The sequence below is a fragment of the Streptomyces sp. NBC_01335 genome, assembly GCF_035953295.1.
Taxonomy (GTDB): domain Bacteria; phylum Actinomycetota; class Actinomycetes; order Streptomycetales; family Streptomycetaceae; genus Streptomyces.
Genome location: NZ_CP108370.1, coordinates 3,462,749 through 3,476,454, shown reverse-complemented (window position 1 = coordinate 3,476,454; position 13,706 = coordinate 3,462,749). Strand labels below are relative to the sequence as shown.

13 protein-coding genes are annotated in these 13,706 nt (G+C 73.1%); 5 read left to right on the top strand and 8 right to left on the bottom strand.

Features of this window, described 5'->3' with window-relative positions:
- Window positions 1-2 precede the first annotated feature (2 nt).
- The gene (locus tag OG599_RS14990) at window positions 3-692 is read right to left on the bottom strand and encodes a response regulator transcription factor (protein WP_327176479.1); all 690 of its coding nucleotides are present in this window, start codon (window positions 690-692) and stop codon (window positions 3-5) included.
- Window positions 689-2,077: a sensor histidine kinase gene (locus OG599_RS14985; protein WP_442809433.1), complete on the bottom strand. Its 1,389-nt coding sequence runs from the start codon at window positions 2,075-2,077 to the stop codon at window positions 689-691. Before OG599_RS14985 ends, OG599_RS14990 begins: the two co-directional genes overlap by 4 nt.
- A 279-nt stretch (window positions 2,078-2,356) precedes the next feature.
- Here OG599_RS14985 and OG599_RS14980 point away from each other — a divergent pair, with 279 nt between their 5' ends.
- Window positions 2,357-2,974, top strand: a complete 618-nt coding sequence (locus OG599_RS14980; RefSeq protein ID WP_327176478.1) for a GlcG/HbpS family heme-binding protein — start codon at window positions 2,357-2,359, stop codon at window positions 2,972-2,974.
- 197 nt (window positions 2,975-3,171) lie between these two features.
- Window positions 3,172-4,593, top strand: a complete 1,422-nt coding sequence (locus OG599_RS14975) for a M1 family metallopeptidase (RefSeq protein ID WP_327180045.1) — start codon at window positions 3,172-3,174, stop codon at window positions 4,591-4,593.
- A 126-nt stretch (window positions 4,594-4,719) separates the two neighbouring features.
- Here OG599_RS14975 and OG599_RS14970 read toward each other — a convergent pair whose 3' ends face one another.
- The gene (locus OG599_RS14970) at window positions 4,720-5,295 is read right to left on the bottom strand and encodes a TerD family protein (RefSeq protein ID WP_327176477.1); all 576 of its coding nucleotides are present in this window, start codon (window positions 5,293-5,295) and stop codon (window positions 4,720-4,722) included.
- A 223-nt stretch (window positions 5,296-5,518) separates the two neighbouring features.
- Here OG599_RS14970 and arfB point away from each other — a divergent pair, with 223 nt between their 5' ends.
- Window positions 5,519-5,944 (top strand): alternative ribosome rescue aminoacyl-tRNA hydrolase ArfB, encoded by a 426-nt coding sequence (arfB, locus tag OG599_RS14965; protein WP_442809432.1) that lies wholly within the window; start codon window positions 5,519-5,521, stop codon window positions 5,942-5,944.
- Between the two features lie 25 nt (window positions 5,945-5,969).
- On the opposite strand, the gene OG599_RS14960 is transcribed toward arfB, so the two are convergent.
- Window positions 5,970-6,482 carry a flavin reductase family protein gene (locus OG599_RS14960; RefSeq protein WP_327180043.1) on the bottom strand — a complete coding sequence of 171 codons (513 nt, stop codon included), beginning with the start codon at window positions 6,480-6,482 and terminating at the stop codon, window positions 5,970-5,972.
- A gap of 471 nt (window positions 6,483-6,953) precedes the next feature.
- On the opposite strand from OG599_RS14960, the gene cdgB reads away from it, so the two are divergent.
- The gene (gene cdgB / locus OG599_RS14955; RefSeq protein WP_327176476.1) at window positions 6,954-8,606 is read left to right on the top strand and encodes a diguanylate cyclase CdgB; all 1,653 of its coding nucleotides are present in this window, start codon (window positions 6,954-6,956) and stop codon (window positions 8,604-8,606) included.
- 142 nt (window positions 8,607-8,748) lie between these two features.
- Window positions 8,749-9,804, top strand: a complete 1,056-nt coding sequence (locus OG599_RS14950) for a carbohydrate-binding protein (protein WP_327176475.1) — start codon at window positions 8,749-8,751, stop codon at window positions 9,802-9,804.
- Window positions 9,805-9,838: 34 nt separating this feature from the next.
- Here the strand turns inward: OG599_RS14950 and OG599_RS14945 are convergent, their stop codons facing one another.
- From OG599_RS14945 to OG599_RS14930, 4 genes are all read right to left on the bottom strand, one after another.
- Window positions 9,839-10,765 carry a 1-phosphofructokinase family hexose kinase gene (locus tag OG599_RS14945; RefSeq protein ID WP_327176474.1) on the bottom strand — a complete coding sequence of 309 codons (927 nt, stop codon included), beginning with the start codon at window positions 10,763-10,765 and terminating at the stop codon, window positions 9,839-9,841.
- 279 nt (window positions 10,766-11,044) lie between these two features.
- Window positions 11,045-11,533, bottom strand: coding sequence for a GNAT family N-acetyltransferase (locus OG599_RS14940; protein ID WP_327176473.1), 489 nt, complete (start codon window positions 11,531-11,533; stop codon window positions 11,045-11,047).
- A 119-nt stretch (window positions 11,534-11,652) separates the two neighbouring features.
- Window positions 11,653-12,807, bottom strand: coding sequence for an N-acetylglucosamine-6-phosphate deacetylase (nagA, locus tag OG599_RS14935; RefSeq protein WP_327176472.1), 1,155 nt, complete (start codon window positions 12,805-12,807; stop codon window positions 11,653-11,655).
- Window positions 12,807-13,700 carry an ROK family protein gene (locus OG599_RS14930; RefSeq protein WP_442809677.1) on the bottom strand — a complete coding sequence of 298 codons (894 nt, stop codon included), beginning with the start codon at window positions 13,698-13,700 and terminating at the stop codon, window positions 12,807-12,809. The genes nagA and OG599_RS14930 overlap by 1 nt, the downstream gene beginning before the upstream one ends.
- Window positions 13,701-13,706: the final 6 nt, after the last annotated feature.

The following is a 13,706-nucleotide window of genomic DNA, read 5'->3' as shown; positions in this document are numbered from 1 at the left end:
GGTCAGGGCAGCAGACGTTGCTCGTTGGCCCTGGCGACCGCTCCGGCGCGGGTCTCGACGCCCAGCTTGTCGTAGATGCGCCCCAGGTGGGTCTTGACCGTCGCCTCGCTGATGAAGAGCGCGCGGGCGATGTCCCGGTTGCCGAGCCCTCGGGCGAGCTGCCCGAGGATGTCCCGCTCGCGGTCGGTGAGCGCGGGTGGCGGGGTACGCAGCCGGGCCATCACCCGGTCCGCGACGGGCGGGGAGAGCGTGGTGCGGCCCTGCGCGGCGGACCGGATCGCGGCGAACAGCTCCTCGGGGCGCTCCGCCTTCAACAGGTAGCCGGTGGCTCCCGCGCCGATCGCCCGGGTGATGTCGGCGTCGGTGTCGTACGTCGTGAGGACGAGCACATGGGGCCCCGCGACGCTCTCCGCGCCGCTGCCTCCCGCGCCGCTGCCTTCCGCGCGGTCGCTCGCTCCCGCTCCGGCTGTGATCCGGCGGGTGGCTTGGACGCCGTCCATCCCCGGGCCGAGCTGGAGGTCCATGAGGACGACGTCCGGGGCGAGCCGGGCGGCCAGGACCACGGCCTCCTCGCCGCTTCCGGCCTCGGCCACGACCTCCAGGTCCGGCTCGCTGCCGAGGAGGGCGAGCAGCCCGGCGCGGACGACGGCGTGATCGTCGCAGACCAGGACGCGTACGGTACGGCGGGTCATACGGGCTCCTCGGGTGTGCCGGGTTCCTCGGGGCTGGCGGGCGCCCCATGACCGGCGGGCTCCCCACCATGGCCGGGTACCTCGGGGGCGGCGGGTACCTCCGGGTCCGGCAGCGGGACCTCCGCCGAGAGCACGGTGCCCTCTCCGGGGGCGGACTCGACGGTGAGCCGTCCGCCGAGCTGGCGTACCCGGGCGCGCATCGCGGGCAGCCCGTGGCCCCGGCGCATCGGAGTGTCCCGCTGCTCCGTGGCTGCCGCAGGTCCGTCCGGGGCGAACCCGCGGCCGTCGTCCGCGATGTCGAGGACCACCCGATCGTCCAGGTGGGTCAGGGTGAGCGCGGCGGTGGTGGCGTCGGCATGCTCGGCGACGTTGGCGAGCGCGCCCTGGGCGATGCGCAGCAGCGCCGACTGCACCCGGTCCGGCAGCGGGTTGTGCGCGGTGCCTTCCACGTGGCAGCGCACGGCGGGCCCGCCCGTCGCGGTGGCCCGTGCGGCGAGGGCGCGGAGGGCCGCCTCCAGGCCTGCGCCCTCCGCGAGGTCGGCCGGTGCCAGGTCGTGGACGAAGCGCCGGGCCTCGGCGAGGTTGCGGGCGGTGATCCCGGCCGCCGTACGGACGTGGGCGTGGGCGGTGCCCGGCTCGGTGTCCCAGATACGTGTCGCGGCCTGGAGCAGCATCCGCTGGCTGGAGAGGCCCTGCGCGAGGGTGTCGTGGATCTCCATGGAGAGCCGCTGGCGCTCGGCGAGAGTGCCCTCGCGGCGTTCCGTCGCGGCCAGTTCGCGCCGCGTACGGACCAGGTCCTCGATGAGTTCGCGCTGGCGTACGGCGAGTTCCTGCTGGCGGTCCGCCTGACGGCGGACGTGGACGAGGACGGCGGTCGCCACGGCCGCGACGGCGGGCGGTGCCAGGACGAGGTTCGGGTCGAAGCCGGTGGCGAGCCGCAGTTGCGCCGCCACGACGAACGCGGTGAGCAGGGAGACCAGGACGAGCGCGGCGCGAGGCGGGAGCAGCCGCAGTCCGGTGGAGAAGAGCGGTACGGCGCACCACGCGAAGCTCGGCGCGAGGACGACCAGCACCATCCAGACGGCGACGAGCCCCGCGAGCCAGGTGAACCGGCGGGGGGTGGGCCGCGAGCCGAGCACCGGGCCGAGGGCGTGGACGACGGCGAGGGTGAGGGACAGCGCGATGACCCACGGGGTGCGGGCCTCGCCGGGGTGGCGCATCAGGAACCGGGTGAGCGAGGCGCCCAGCAGCAGGAAGAACGCGGCGTGCAGCAGGAGCGCCAGCCAGCGGGCGTCCGGATCAGGCGTGCGTACGGCGGACGACCCGGGGCCGGCTGAAGCACCGCCCGCCGGTCCGTCCCGCCCCGGACCGGTTCTCCGCCGCACCTCGTGCCCGCCTCACGCTCGTTGTCACCGGTGCTCCCGGATGTGCGGCGGGCTCCGCCGCACATGCCGTGAGCTGGGCGGATGTGCCCATGCCTTCTCCATGGTGACCCGGCCGGGCCGGGCCCGCATCAACCGATCGGCCGACAGAAGAGTCCACCGGACCGCGCCGGAGGCCGAGCCGGTACGACGACGGTACGGGCCGTGTTCCGGCCGGAGCATCGATACCGGAGCGCCACCGCCGACCGGCCGGGCGCCGCACCCGATCCGGAGGAACCCGCCATGAACGTCACTCCCCCCGCCGCCCCCTCGTCCCCCGCCGCCCCCTCGTCCCCCGCCTCCGCCGGCCGCAGGTTCTCGCTGCGGGCCCGGGTCCTGACCGGTGCGGTGGCCGTCGCCGCCCTGGGCGCGGGCACGTTCGGCGCCGTCTCCGCCAGCGCCTCGGCCCCCTCGTCCGCCACCGTCGCCGTCTCGGCCGACACCGCGAACCGGAACCTCCAGCAGACGAGCCACCTCACCGTCGCCGCCGCCACGAAGGCCGCGCAGGCCGTGCTCGACGCCGCGCAGAAGGAGAACCAGCGCGTCTCGGTCGCGGTCGTCGACCGGGACGGCAACACCATCGTCAGTCTGCGCGGCGACGGCGCCGGGCCGCAGTCCCCCGGGTCCGCCGAGAAGAAGGCGTACACCTCGGTCTCCTGGAACGCCCCCACCTCCGAGCTGGTGAAGCGCCTGGACCAGGCCCCGACGCTGAAGGACATCCCCGGCACCCTCTTCCTCGCAGGCGGTGCCCCGGTCCAGGTCAAGGGCGCGCCCGTCGCTGCGGTCGGCGTCGCCGGAGCCCCGAGCGGCGACCTCGACGAGAAGTTCGCCCGCGCGGGAGTCGCCGCCCTCACCCGCTGATCACGGCTCGTGCGCCCCGCGCCCCGCGCCCCGCGAGGGTGCGGGCGCACTGCGTGCCCGGTACATAGGATCGCGCCGTGAATCCGCCCATCCCCGCGCACCGGAGCAATCCCGCACGTCGGAGTGGTCCCGCACACCGGAGCGGTCCCGCGCCTCGCCGAACCCCCACACGCCGCCGCCCGGCCCGGGCCGGTGTCCTGCTGCTCGCCTGTGCCGTGCTCGGCTGTACCGCTTCGGCCTGTACCGGCGCGGGGGCCGGGGTGGCCGGGACGCCGGGCGCGGCCGGGGTGCGCGATCCGTACTTCCCGAAGCTCGGCAACGGCGGCTACGACGTCACCCACTACGACCTCCGGCTCGCCGTCGACCGTAAGGCCGGGCACCTGACGGGCACGGCGACGATCACCGCCCGGGCGACCCAGGACCTGAGCGCCTTCCACCTCGACCTGGTCGGGCTCGACGTCACCGGGGCGACCGTCGAGGGGCGGCCCGCCGCCGTGAACCGGGCGGGCGGCGAACTGGTCCTCCGCCCCGACGCGGAGGTGGCCGACCGCCTCCGCGAGGGCCGCACCTTCGAGACGGTCGTGCGCTACTCCGGCGTACCCCGCACCCTGACGGACGCGGACGGCACCCACGAGGGCTGGCTGCGGACGGCGGACGGGGCCGTCGCCCTCGGCGAACCGGCGGGTGGGCCGGCCTGGTTCCCCGGCAACCACCATCCGAGCGACAAGGCCACCTACACCGTCGCGGTCACCGTCCCCGAAGGGCTGACGGCCGTCTCCAACGGTGAACTCGCCTCCCGCCGCACCACCAAGGCCGCTACGGGCGACCCCGCCCGCACCACGTACACCTGGCGCACCACCGAACCCATGGCGAGCTACCTCGCGACGGTCGCGATCGGACGTTTCGCCACGAAGGAGTCCCGCACCGACGAGGGTCTCGCGGTCTTCACCGCGGTGGACCCCGAGGTGGCGGCGGAGGCGGAGCCCGGACTCGCCCGGATTCCGCAGATCCTGGACTGGGAGGCGGAGCGGTTCGGGCCGTACCCGTTCCGTTCGGCGGGCGCGATCGTGGACCGGGCGGAGGACTCCGAGTACGCCCTGGAGACGCAGAACCGGCCGTACTACCCCGGGCCGCCGACCACCGGGCTCCTCGTCCACGAGATGGCCCACCAGTGGTTCGGCGATTCGGTCACCCCGGCCACCTGGCGGGACATGTGGCTGAACGAGGGCTTCGCGACGTACGCGGAGTGGCTCTGGAGCGAGGACCACGAGGACACACCGGCCCGGGAGAGCTTCGAGGAGGCGTACGCCGACGACGCGAACTGGGCCTTCCCACCCGCCGGGCCGCCGACCGCCGCCGACGTCTCGCAACCGCCGGTGTACGGGCGCGGCGCGATGGTCGTGCACCGGCTGCGGCTCGCGGTGGACGACGACGAGAGGTTCTTCGCGCTGCTCAAGGGCTGGACCGGGGCCCACCGGCACGGCAACGCCTCGACGGCCGACTTCACGGCGTACGCGGAGAAGGCGACGGGCCTGGACCTGTCCCGGCTCTGGTCGGTCTGGCTGTACGGCGACGAGCGCCCGGCCGACCCGGCGAACCCGGACCTCCCGGCGCGCTGACCGGCCCGCGCCATCGGCATCGGCTGAACAGCACCGACCGGCCCGAACCGCTCAGGGCCTCCGCCGCGTGTGCGGGGGAGGCCCTGAGCGTGGTGTTACCTACTGCGCGTGTGGGCGCGGGTCGCGTCAGAGGTTGACGCCGAAGTCCTGCGCGATGCCGCGCAGACCCGAGGCGTAACCCTGGCCGACCGCGCGGAACTTCCACTCGGCGCCGTTGCGGTAGAGCTCGCCGAAGACCATGGCGGTCTCGGTGGCGGCGTCCTCGCTGAGGTCGTAACGGGCGATCTCGGTGCCGCCGGCCTGGTTGATGATGCGGATGAAGGCGTTCCGCACCTGGCCGAAGTTCTGGCTGCGGGACTCGGCGTCGTAGATGGAGACCGGGAAGACGATCTTGTCCACGTCGGCCGGCAGGCCCGCCAGGTTGACGTTGATCTGCTCGTCGTCGCCCTCGCCCTGGCCCGTGACGTTGTCACCGGTGTGGACGATGGTCTGGTCCGGCGTCGACTTGTTGTTGAAGAAGACGAAGTGGCCGTCGGAGACGACCTTGCCCGTCGGGTTCACCGCGATCGCCGAGGCGTCGAGGTCGAAGTCGGTGCCGGTGGTGGTGCGGACGTCCCAGCCGAGGCCGACCGTGACGGCGGTCAGGCCCGGTGCCTCCTTGGTGAGCGAGACGTTGCCGCCCTTGGACAGGCTTACTGCCATGGGAAGTCCCTTTCCTCGTCATGTGCGGGCTTCGTGCCATCACGAAAGCTACCGTCACCCGTCATAACGCGAGGAGGAGGCCACGAGGTTCCAGGTCCCTTTACTTTCTTTGCCGAACTTTCGTCCCGGTACATCCCCTCCGCACCGCGCCCGGCCCCGTGAGCCGTCGGCGTGCGTCAAAAGAAGGTGACGGACCGGCCGGGCGCCGGGGAGACTGGGTGTCATGTCCGGGCCCTATGTCATCCGCGGTGCGGTCTCCCTGCCGGAGGCCGAGCTCATGTGGCGTTTCTCGCGGTCCTCCGGGCCCGGGGGACAGCACGTCAACACCAGCGACACCCAGGTGGAGCTGCGCTTCGACCTCGCCGCCACCGAGGCGCTGCCCGAGGTCTGGAAGGAGCGCGCGCTGGAACGGCTGGCCGGCCGGCTGACCGACGGCGTCGTGTCCGTACGCGCCTCCGAGCACCGCTCCCAGTGGCGCAACCGCGAGACGGCCGCCGTGCGGCTCGCGGCGCTGCTCGCGGAGGCGACGGCGCCGCCGCCCGCGCCCCGCCGGAAGCGCAAGATCCCGCGCGGCATCAACGAACGACGCCTGCGGGAGAAGAAGCAGCGGAGCGACACCAAGCGGGGCCGCTCCGGCCGCGACTGGTGACCCGGCCCCCGACTCCCCGGCCCCCTCAGCCCAGCGTCCGGTAGTTCCCCTTGAAGTAGAGCAGCGGCTCGCCGCCGTCCGCCGTCGTCGGTACGTGCGCGGTGAGCACCCGGCCGATCACCAGGGTGTGGTCGCCCGCCGGGACCCGCTGCTCGGTCCGGCATTCCAGGGTGGCCAGCGCGCCGTTCACCAGCGGCGCCCCGGAGACCTCGCCGCGCGTGTGCGGGACGTCCGCGAAGAGCAGCCGGTCGCTGATCCGGCCCTTCATCGAGAACCGGGACGCGATCTGCCGCTGCTCCGCCGCGAGGACGGAGACCGCCCAGAGCGGCTGCTCGGCCAGCAGGTCGTCCATGCGGGAGTCGTTGCGCAGGCTCACCAGCACCAGCGGCGGGTCGAGCGAGACGGACAGGAACGCCGTCGCGGTCATCCCGGCCTCTTCGCCGCGCTCGCCCTCGTCGTCGGTCGGCTCCTCGGCGGTGACCAGCACCACGCCTGCGGCCAGCCGCGCGAGAGCGGCCCGGAACTCGTCGTTGCTCACCCCCTCAGCATGGGGGACGGCGTCGGGGCTCGGGGTGAGGGTCTTCGTCTGCGGCACACCTGCACGCTAGCCGCGGCCTCTGCGGGCCCGCATCGGGCCAGGGGACCAGTCGAGACCTAGGTCTCCGGGCCAAGAAGGCGCATAGCGCACATATGGGCGGGACCGGCGGTGCGCTCGAAGCCCGCGCGTGCGCGCCCGCAGGCGTCGGGGGTGCACGCCGGTGGTGCGTACGAGCAGCGAACGCCGACCCCTTGTGCGGGTGCGCCGGGCGTGCGCCGGAGTGGATGGGACAGCATGGGGAACAAGCTGACGCGCTTTCACGTTCTGTTGTGACATGACTCACAGAGAGCGAGATTTGTTGACCCTGTGTACCGACTGCACAGCTCACTGTGATTCAGTGGCGAGGACACTGCGATAAGTACGTCGATATGACATCTGGAGTTGCTGTCGAGGTCTCGGGGAGAGCGAGCAATGGAGGCCGAGTCGGAGCCCTACGTCCGTCTTGCGACCATGCGGCAGCTGCACCAGGCCGTCGCTGATCTCAATTCGGCGCGCAGCCTTGCCGACACACTGCAGACCGTGGCGGACGGACTCGTCACCGGTCTCGGCTACGCGCTGGGCTGTGTGAATCTCGTCCAGCCGGACGGTGAGCTCGTCGTGGCCGCCTTCGCGGGCAACAACGCCGCGGAGGCGCTGATCACCGGGCGCACCGGTTCCCGCGACGCCTGGGAACGCCGGCTGACCATGGGGGAGGCCTGGGAGGACCTGCGGTTCATACCGCACACCGAGGGCTGGGTCCTCCTCGACGACGACGTGCCGCAGTGGCACACCGAGGGCCCCGAACCCCGCTTCGAGGACGAGTGGCACCCGCTGGACCGCCTCTACGCCCCGATGTACACGAGCAACGGCCGGGACCGGGGGGACCGCCGGGACCTGCTCGGGGTGCTCTCCGTGGACCGCCCGGGCAACGGCCGCCGCCCCGGAGCCTGGGGCCGCGAGGCCCTCCAGATGTACGCCTCGCAGGCCGCGATAGCGATAGGCAACGCCCGGCTCCGCGCCAACATGCAGCGGGCGCTGGTCCGTCTCGAACGCGAGCAGCAGGCGCTGCGGGCCAGCGAGGAGTCCTTCCGCCAGGCCTTCGAGTACGCACCCAGCGGCATGGCCATCGCGGAGGTGGGCGGCGACCAGCACGGGCGGCTGCTCCGTACCAACGACGCGCTCTGCCGGCTGCTGGGCCGCCCGGCCTCGGTGCTGCGCCGCCACTCCTTCGCCGATCTGGTCCACCCCGAGGACATCGGCACCCTGCTCCGTACGTCCGCCGAGGGCGGGCGGGCCGAACTGCGGCTCGGCCGGCGCGACGGTACGTACCTCTGGGTCTCGCTCCGCAACTCGGTCGTGGCGGACACCACGGACGGGCCGCGCTTCCTCCTCACGCACGTGGAGGACATAGAGGAGCGCAAGCGGCACGAACTGAACCTCGCGCACCGCGCTTCGCACGACGCCCTCACCGGACTGCCCAACAGCGCGGAGCTCCGGTCCCGGCTCAGCGAGCGGCTCTGCGAGCGCCCGCACGCCACCGCGGCCACCGCGATCGAGGCGCTGGACGCCGCGTACGGGGACGTGGAGGCCCGGGGCCACGGGTACGACCTCGATCCGGGGCTCGGCGGCATCCCCTACGACCACCACGTCCACACGGTGGCGCCGGACCCGGAGCGCGACGACGGCGCGAAGGGGCTCGCGGTCCTCTTCTGCGACCTCGACGGCTTCAAGTCCATCAACGACCGCTTCGGCCACACCACGGGCGACGCGGTGCTGATCGAGGTGGCCCGCCGCCTCAGCACCTGTGTGCGGGACGGGGACACCGTCGCCCGCCTCGGGGGTGACGAATTCGTCGTGCTCGCGGACGGGCTCGGTGCGGCGGACGCCGCCGACCTGGCGGTACGCCTGCGGAACGCGATCATCCCGCCCATCCGCGTGGACGGCAGGGCGGTCCGGGTCGGTGCGAGCTTCGGTATCGGCTGGGCGGAGTGCGGGATGAGCGTGGAAGAGGTGCTGGCCTCGGCGGACCAGCGGATGTACGTCGAGAAGCGGTCCCGGGCGAAGGTTCACCGCAGGGCCGGATGACGTTCATCCACCGGCCCGGATGCCGGCCCCGTACTGAGGGCGGGCAGGGGGCGGAGACCGTCGCACATTCGGCGGATGCTCCGTACGAGGTAGGCTCGCCCGGTCGGCGACGGCTGGCGACATGGTGAGGAGTGACCCAGGGATGACGGCCGGAAACAACGGCGAGAGCAAGCCCGAGGACGACGATCCGTTCGGCTATCTGTACGAGGACGGGCAGGCGGCGGGCGCCCAGCCGCCCGGCGGTGGCGGCTACGGCTACCCCGGGCCGGCGGCGCAGCGCGGCGTCCCCCGGACCTCCTACAACCAGGTGCGGGCCGTCGGTGAGCGTCAGTACGGGCAGGTCCCGCCGCAGCAGTACGGCCAGCAGCCCCCGCAGCAGTACGGCCAGCCCCCACAGCAGTACGGCCAGCCACAGCAGCCCTACGGCCAGCAGTCCTACGGTCGGCCCACCGCCCAGTACGCGGCCCCCGAGACCTACCCCGGCGGTGCCACCGCCGTGACGGCGTCCGGTTCGGTCGGGCACGGCGGCGGTTCCGGGCGCGGAGGCAATGGCGGGAACGGCGGGAACGGCGGCCGTGGCGGCCCCAACACGAAGGCCATCCTCGCCGGGGCGATCGTGGTCGTCGCGGTGGTGCTGATCGGTATCGGCGTCGCCCTGACCACGGGCGACGGCAACGACAAGAACGACAAGAAGAACCAGGCCTCGTCCTCGGTGGCACCCAGCGACGACACCGAGAAGTCGGCCTCGCCCGAGCCCACCACCTCGGACGAGCCGGTCGAGCTGCCGAAGCAGGACGCGGCGGCGCTCACCCTCGGTGGCACGGCCACCCTGGACAACACCGTCCCGGGCGCGAAGAGCGCCAGCGGCCAGTACATCAGCCTCAACGAGGTCGGCCGGTCGGCCACCTGGACGGTCGACGTGCCGAAGGCCGGCCCGTACACCCTGTACGTGACCTACGGGGTGCCCGGCAAGGACGCCAAGACGACCCTGACGGTCAACACCGAGGCGCCCCGCTCCATCAACATGAAGAACTACGCGCAGGCGGCGGAGGGCGACGCGGCGAAGGGGTGGACCAACACCTACGCCTACGTCAACCTCACCAAGGGCTCCAACACCCTGAAGCTCTCCTGCGAGGTCGGCGACCTCTGCGACGCCAACCTGGACCAGCTCTCGCTGAAGGCCGGGCAGCAGCAGTAAGGACCCCTCCCGGGGAAGCCGTGGCGCCGGTGGGTCAGAGCACCGGCGCGAGGGATTCCACGGTGACGCGGGGCAGCAGCTCCGCGTAGGCGTCCGCGTCGAACTCCCCGGCCGCCGGGGCCAGTACGGTCGCGGCGGAGAGCGCCACCGCGCGGGCCAGCCGCTCCGGCCAGGCCAGCCCCTCGGCGAGCCCGGACAGCAGCCCGGCCACCGCCGAGTCGCCCGCCCCCGTCGGGTTTCCCCGGACGACGGACGGCGGCGCGGCGCGCCAGGTCCCCTTCTCGGTGGCGGCGACCAGGCCGTCCGCGCCGAGCGAGGCGACCACCGAGCGGGCACCGCGGCGACGGGCGTCGCGGGCGGCGCGCACGGGCTCCCGGGAGCCGGTGAGGCGGGCGAGTTCGTCGGCGTTCGGCTTCGCGAAGTCGGGTCGGGCGGCCATGCCCCGGCGCAGCGGTTCTCCTCCGGTGTCCAGCAGCACGGGTATCCCGGCGGCGCGTGCGCGGCGGACGAGGTGCGCGTAGGCGCCGACGTGGATGCCCGGCGGCAGGCTGCCGCAGAGGGCCACGGCCGTGGCACCGCCGAGCAGTTGCTCGTACGTGTGCAGCAGGGCGGCCCACTCGGCGGGTCCGACCTCGGGGCCGGGTTCGTCGAGCCGGGTCGTGCGCCCGCTGGAGCGTTCGACGACGGTCACCGTGCGGCGGGTGCCGCCGGCGACGGGGACGAGCGCGTCCTCGGGGCCCAGCGGGGCGAGCAGTTCGCGCACCAGCGCTCCGGTGCGGCCTCCGGCGAACCCCGTGACGACCGTGGGGTGTCCGAGCGCGGCGAGCACCCGGGCGACGTTGACGCCCTTGCCGCCGGGCCGCTCGACCACGTCGCTCACCCGGTGGCGGCCGTGCGGGACGAGATCCGCGACGGTGTAGGTCACGTCGAGTGCGGTGTTCAGCGTGACGGTCAGGATCACCTGGACTCGCCCCCCGGTCCTTCTCTCTCGTTCGCCGGGCCGCTTGCCGGTCCCGCGTACTGGAATGAGGCGTTCCGGCGGCGGGACGTGCGGTGCCGAGGGAGCGTCATGCCCGCGATCATGCCAAAGGGACGGCAAAGGGCCCAGAGGGTGTCCGGAGAGCGAGCAAGGGGCGTCCGGCACCGCGCACGCGAAGGAGCCGCACGGGCCCGGTTCGGTTCGGCCTGCTTCGGATCGGCCTGTTTCGAATCGGCGCGCTTCGGATCGGCCCGGACCCGCTCAGAGTCGCAGGTGCATGATGTGCAGCCCGACGTACCCGTCCTTGGGATGCCGGAAGCCCTCCGGCAGGGTGCCTATGACCTCGAACCCCAGTGACGCGTAGAGCTTCACCGCGTGGACGTTCGTCTCGACCACCGCGTTGAACTGCATGGCGCGGTAACCCTGTTCGCGCGCCCAGTCCACGGTGTACGCGCACAGCGCCCGCCCCACGCCCTGTCCGGAGCGCGCCGGGTCGACCATGTAGCTGGCGCTCGCGATGTGCGAGCCGTTGCCCTGGTGGTTGCGGTTCATCTTCGCGGTGCCGAGGACCGTCCCCGAGTCGTCCACGGCGACGACCGTGCGGCTCGGGTGCGTCAGCAACCACCAGTCCCTGCCCTGGTCCTGGTCGAGGTCGGCGGGGTAGGTGAAGGTCTCGGCGGCGGCGACGATCGTGCGGAAGAAGGGCCAGATGGCGGGCCAGTCCTCCTCGGTGGCTTCCCTGATCAACATGGGGACAGCGTGACCCACGGGAGCCGTGGCGACAATGCCCTTTCGCGAGGGGCGATTTCCGGTCATACAAATGGGCTTGGGGGTTTCGGACCCCCAAGCCCACGTGTCCAGAACCCCGTTCAGGCCCCCTTGGGCTCGACGATCCACTCGCCCCTGCGCATGACGCCCTTGAGGACGAACGCCTCGTCCAGTACCACCAGGTCGGCGTCCTTGCCGGTCTCCAGCGAGCCGATCCGGTCGTACAGCCCCAGGAGCCGGGCGGGGTTGACGGAGATGGACCGGACGACGTCCTCGACCGGGATGCGGTCGATGGTCACGGCCCGCCGGAACGCGGTGTCCAGGGTGAGCGTGGACCCGGCGATCGAGCCGCCCTCCACCAGCCGGGCGACGCCGTCCTTGACCTCGACCGCGAGCGGGCCGAGCTGGTACTGGCCGTCGCCGAAGCCGGCCGCGTCCATCGCGTCGGTGATCAGGGCGACCCGGGCGGCGCCCGCGTGGTGGTAGGCCATCTCCAGGGCCGCCGGGTGCAGATGGGTGCCGTCGTTGATCAGCTCGACGGTGATCCGCTCGTCCTCCAGCAGCGCCGCGATCGGGCCGGGGGCGCGGTGGCCGAGGGCGGGCATCGCGTTGTAGAGGTGGGTCGCGACGGTGGCGCCCGCGTCGATCGCCTCGACGGTCTGCTCGTAGGTGGCGTCGGTGTGGCCGATCGCCGCGATGACGCCCTGTTCGGCGAGGAGCCGTACCGAGTCGAGCCCGCCGGGCAGTTCGGTGGCGAGCGTCATCATCTTCGCCGTACCGCGCGCGGCCTTCAGCAGGGCGCCGACGGCGGCCGGGTCGGGGGCGCGGAGGAGGGACTCGCTGTGCGCGCCCTTGCGGCAGGGCGAGATGAACGGCCCCTCGAAGTGGATGCCCGCGATCTCGCCCTGTTCGGCCAGCTCGGAGAGGACCCCGGCCCAGCGGCCGAGGAAGTCCAGGCTGTCGGTCACGGTGGAGGCGACGACCGTGGTGGTGCCGTGCTCGCGGTGCGTCCGTACGCCGGTCAGTACCTGGTCCACCGAACCGGCGGTGAAGGACGCGCCGCCGCCGCCGTGGTTGTGCATGTCCACGAAGCCGGGGACGATCCAGTGCCCGGTCAGGTCGAGGGTCCTGGCGTCCTCGGGGGCCTCGTCGGCGATCCGTGTGCCCTCGACGGCCAACCGGCCGTTCTCCTCGATGCCGCTGGGCCGTACGACCCGGGCACCGGTGAGAACTGTGCTGTCTGCGCGTCCGGCCATCAGACGGATACCTCCGTGGCGAGTAGATCCCAGGCGAGCAGCCCCGCGCCCAGGCATCCGGCGGTGTCCCCGAGGGTCGCCGGAACGATGTGGGGCAGTGTCTGGAACGTGATGCGTTCCTCGACGGCCGCACGCAGCGGTGTGAACAAGGTTTCCCCCGCCTCGGCCAGACCGCCACCGATGATGAGCGTGCGCGGGTCCAGCAGGGTGATCGCGGTGACCAGCCCGGCGGCCAGTGCGTCGACGGCGTCGGCCCAGACGCGCAGGGCGGTGGGATCGCCCGCGTCGACGGCCCGCGCGCAGTCCGCCGCGTCCTGTGAAGGGTCGCCGCAGGCGGCGGCCCAGGCGCGGGTGACGGCGGCGGCGGAGGCGAGCGTCTCCAGGCAGCCGCGCTGACCGCAGCCGCACTCCGGGCCGTCCGGCCGGACCACGACGTGCCCGATCTCCCCGGCGCTGCCGTGCGCGCCGGCCTCGATGACCCCGTCGATGCCGATGGCCCCGGCTATGCCGGTGCCGAGGGCGACGAAGAGGAAGCGGTCTGCGCCACGTCCGGCCCCGCTGCGGCCCTCGGCCAGCCCGCCGGTACGGACGTCGTGGCCGAGCGCGACGGGGATGGAGCCGAGCCGTTCGCCGAGCAGGTCGCGCAGGGGCAGGTCGCGCCAGCCGAGGTTGGCGGCGTAGACCGCGATGCCCCGCTCGGCGTCGATGATGCCCGGAACGGCCACCCCGGCGGCCACCGCGGCCTCACCGAAGTGCTGCTCCCCGTACGCGCGCAGGTCGGCGGCGAACCCGAGGATGGTCTCGACCACCGCCTCCGGGCCGCGCTCCCGTCCGGTGGCTCGTCGTTCCTCGTGCAGGAGGGTGCCGTCGGCCCCGACCAGCGCGGCCTTCATTCCCGT

Excerpts from the sequence above, each read along its gene's own strand:
- OG599_RS14940 (WP_327176473.1), bottom strand. The coding sequence starts at position 11,533 with ATGTTGATCAGGGAAGCCACCGAGGAGGACTGGCCCGCCATCTGGCCC.
- arfB (WP_442809432.1), top strand. The coding sequence starts at position 5,519 with ATGTCCGGGCCCTATGTCATCCGCGGTGCGGTCTCCCTGCCGGAGGCC.
- OG599_RS14930 (WP_442809677.1), bottom strand. The coding sequence starts at position 13,700 with ATGAAGGCCGCGCTGGTCGGGGCCGACGGCACCCTCCTGCACGAGGAA.
- OG599_RS14990 (WP_327176479.1), bottom strand. The coding sequence starts at position 692 with ATGACCCGCCGTACCGTACGCGTCCTGGTCTGCGACGATCACGCCGTC.
- OG599_RS14970 (WP_327176477.1), bottom strand. The coding sequence starts at position 5,295 with ATGGCAGTAAGCCTGTCCAAGGGCGGCAACGTCTCGCTCACCAAGGAG.
- OG599_RS14950 (WP_327176475.1), top strand. The coding sequence starts at position 8,749 with ATGACGGCCGGAAACAACGGCGAGAGCAAGCCCGAGGACGACGATCCG.
- nagA (WP_327176472.1), bottom strand. The coding sequence starts at position 12,807 with ATGGCCGGACGCGCAGACAGCACAGTTCTCACCGGTGCCCGGGTCGTA.
- OG599_RS14980 (WP_327176478.1), top strand. The coding sequence starts at position 2,357 with ATGAACGTCACTCCCCCCGCCGCCCCCTCGTCCCCCGCCGCCCCCTCG.
- cdgB (WP_327176476.1), top strand. The coding sequence starts at position 6,954 with ATGGAGGCCGAGTCGGAGCCCTACGTCCGTCTTGCGACCATGCGGCAG.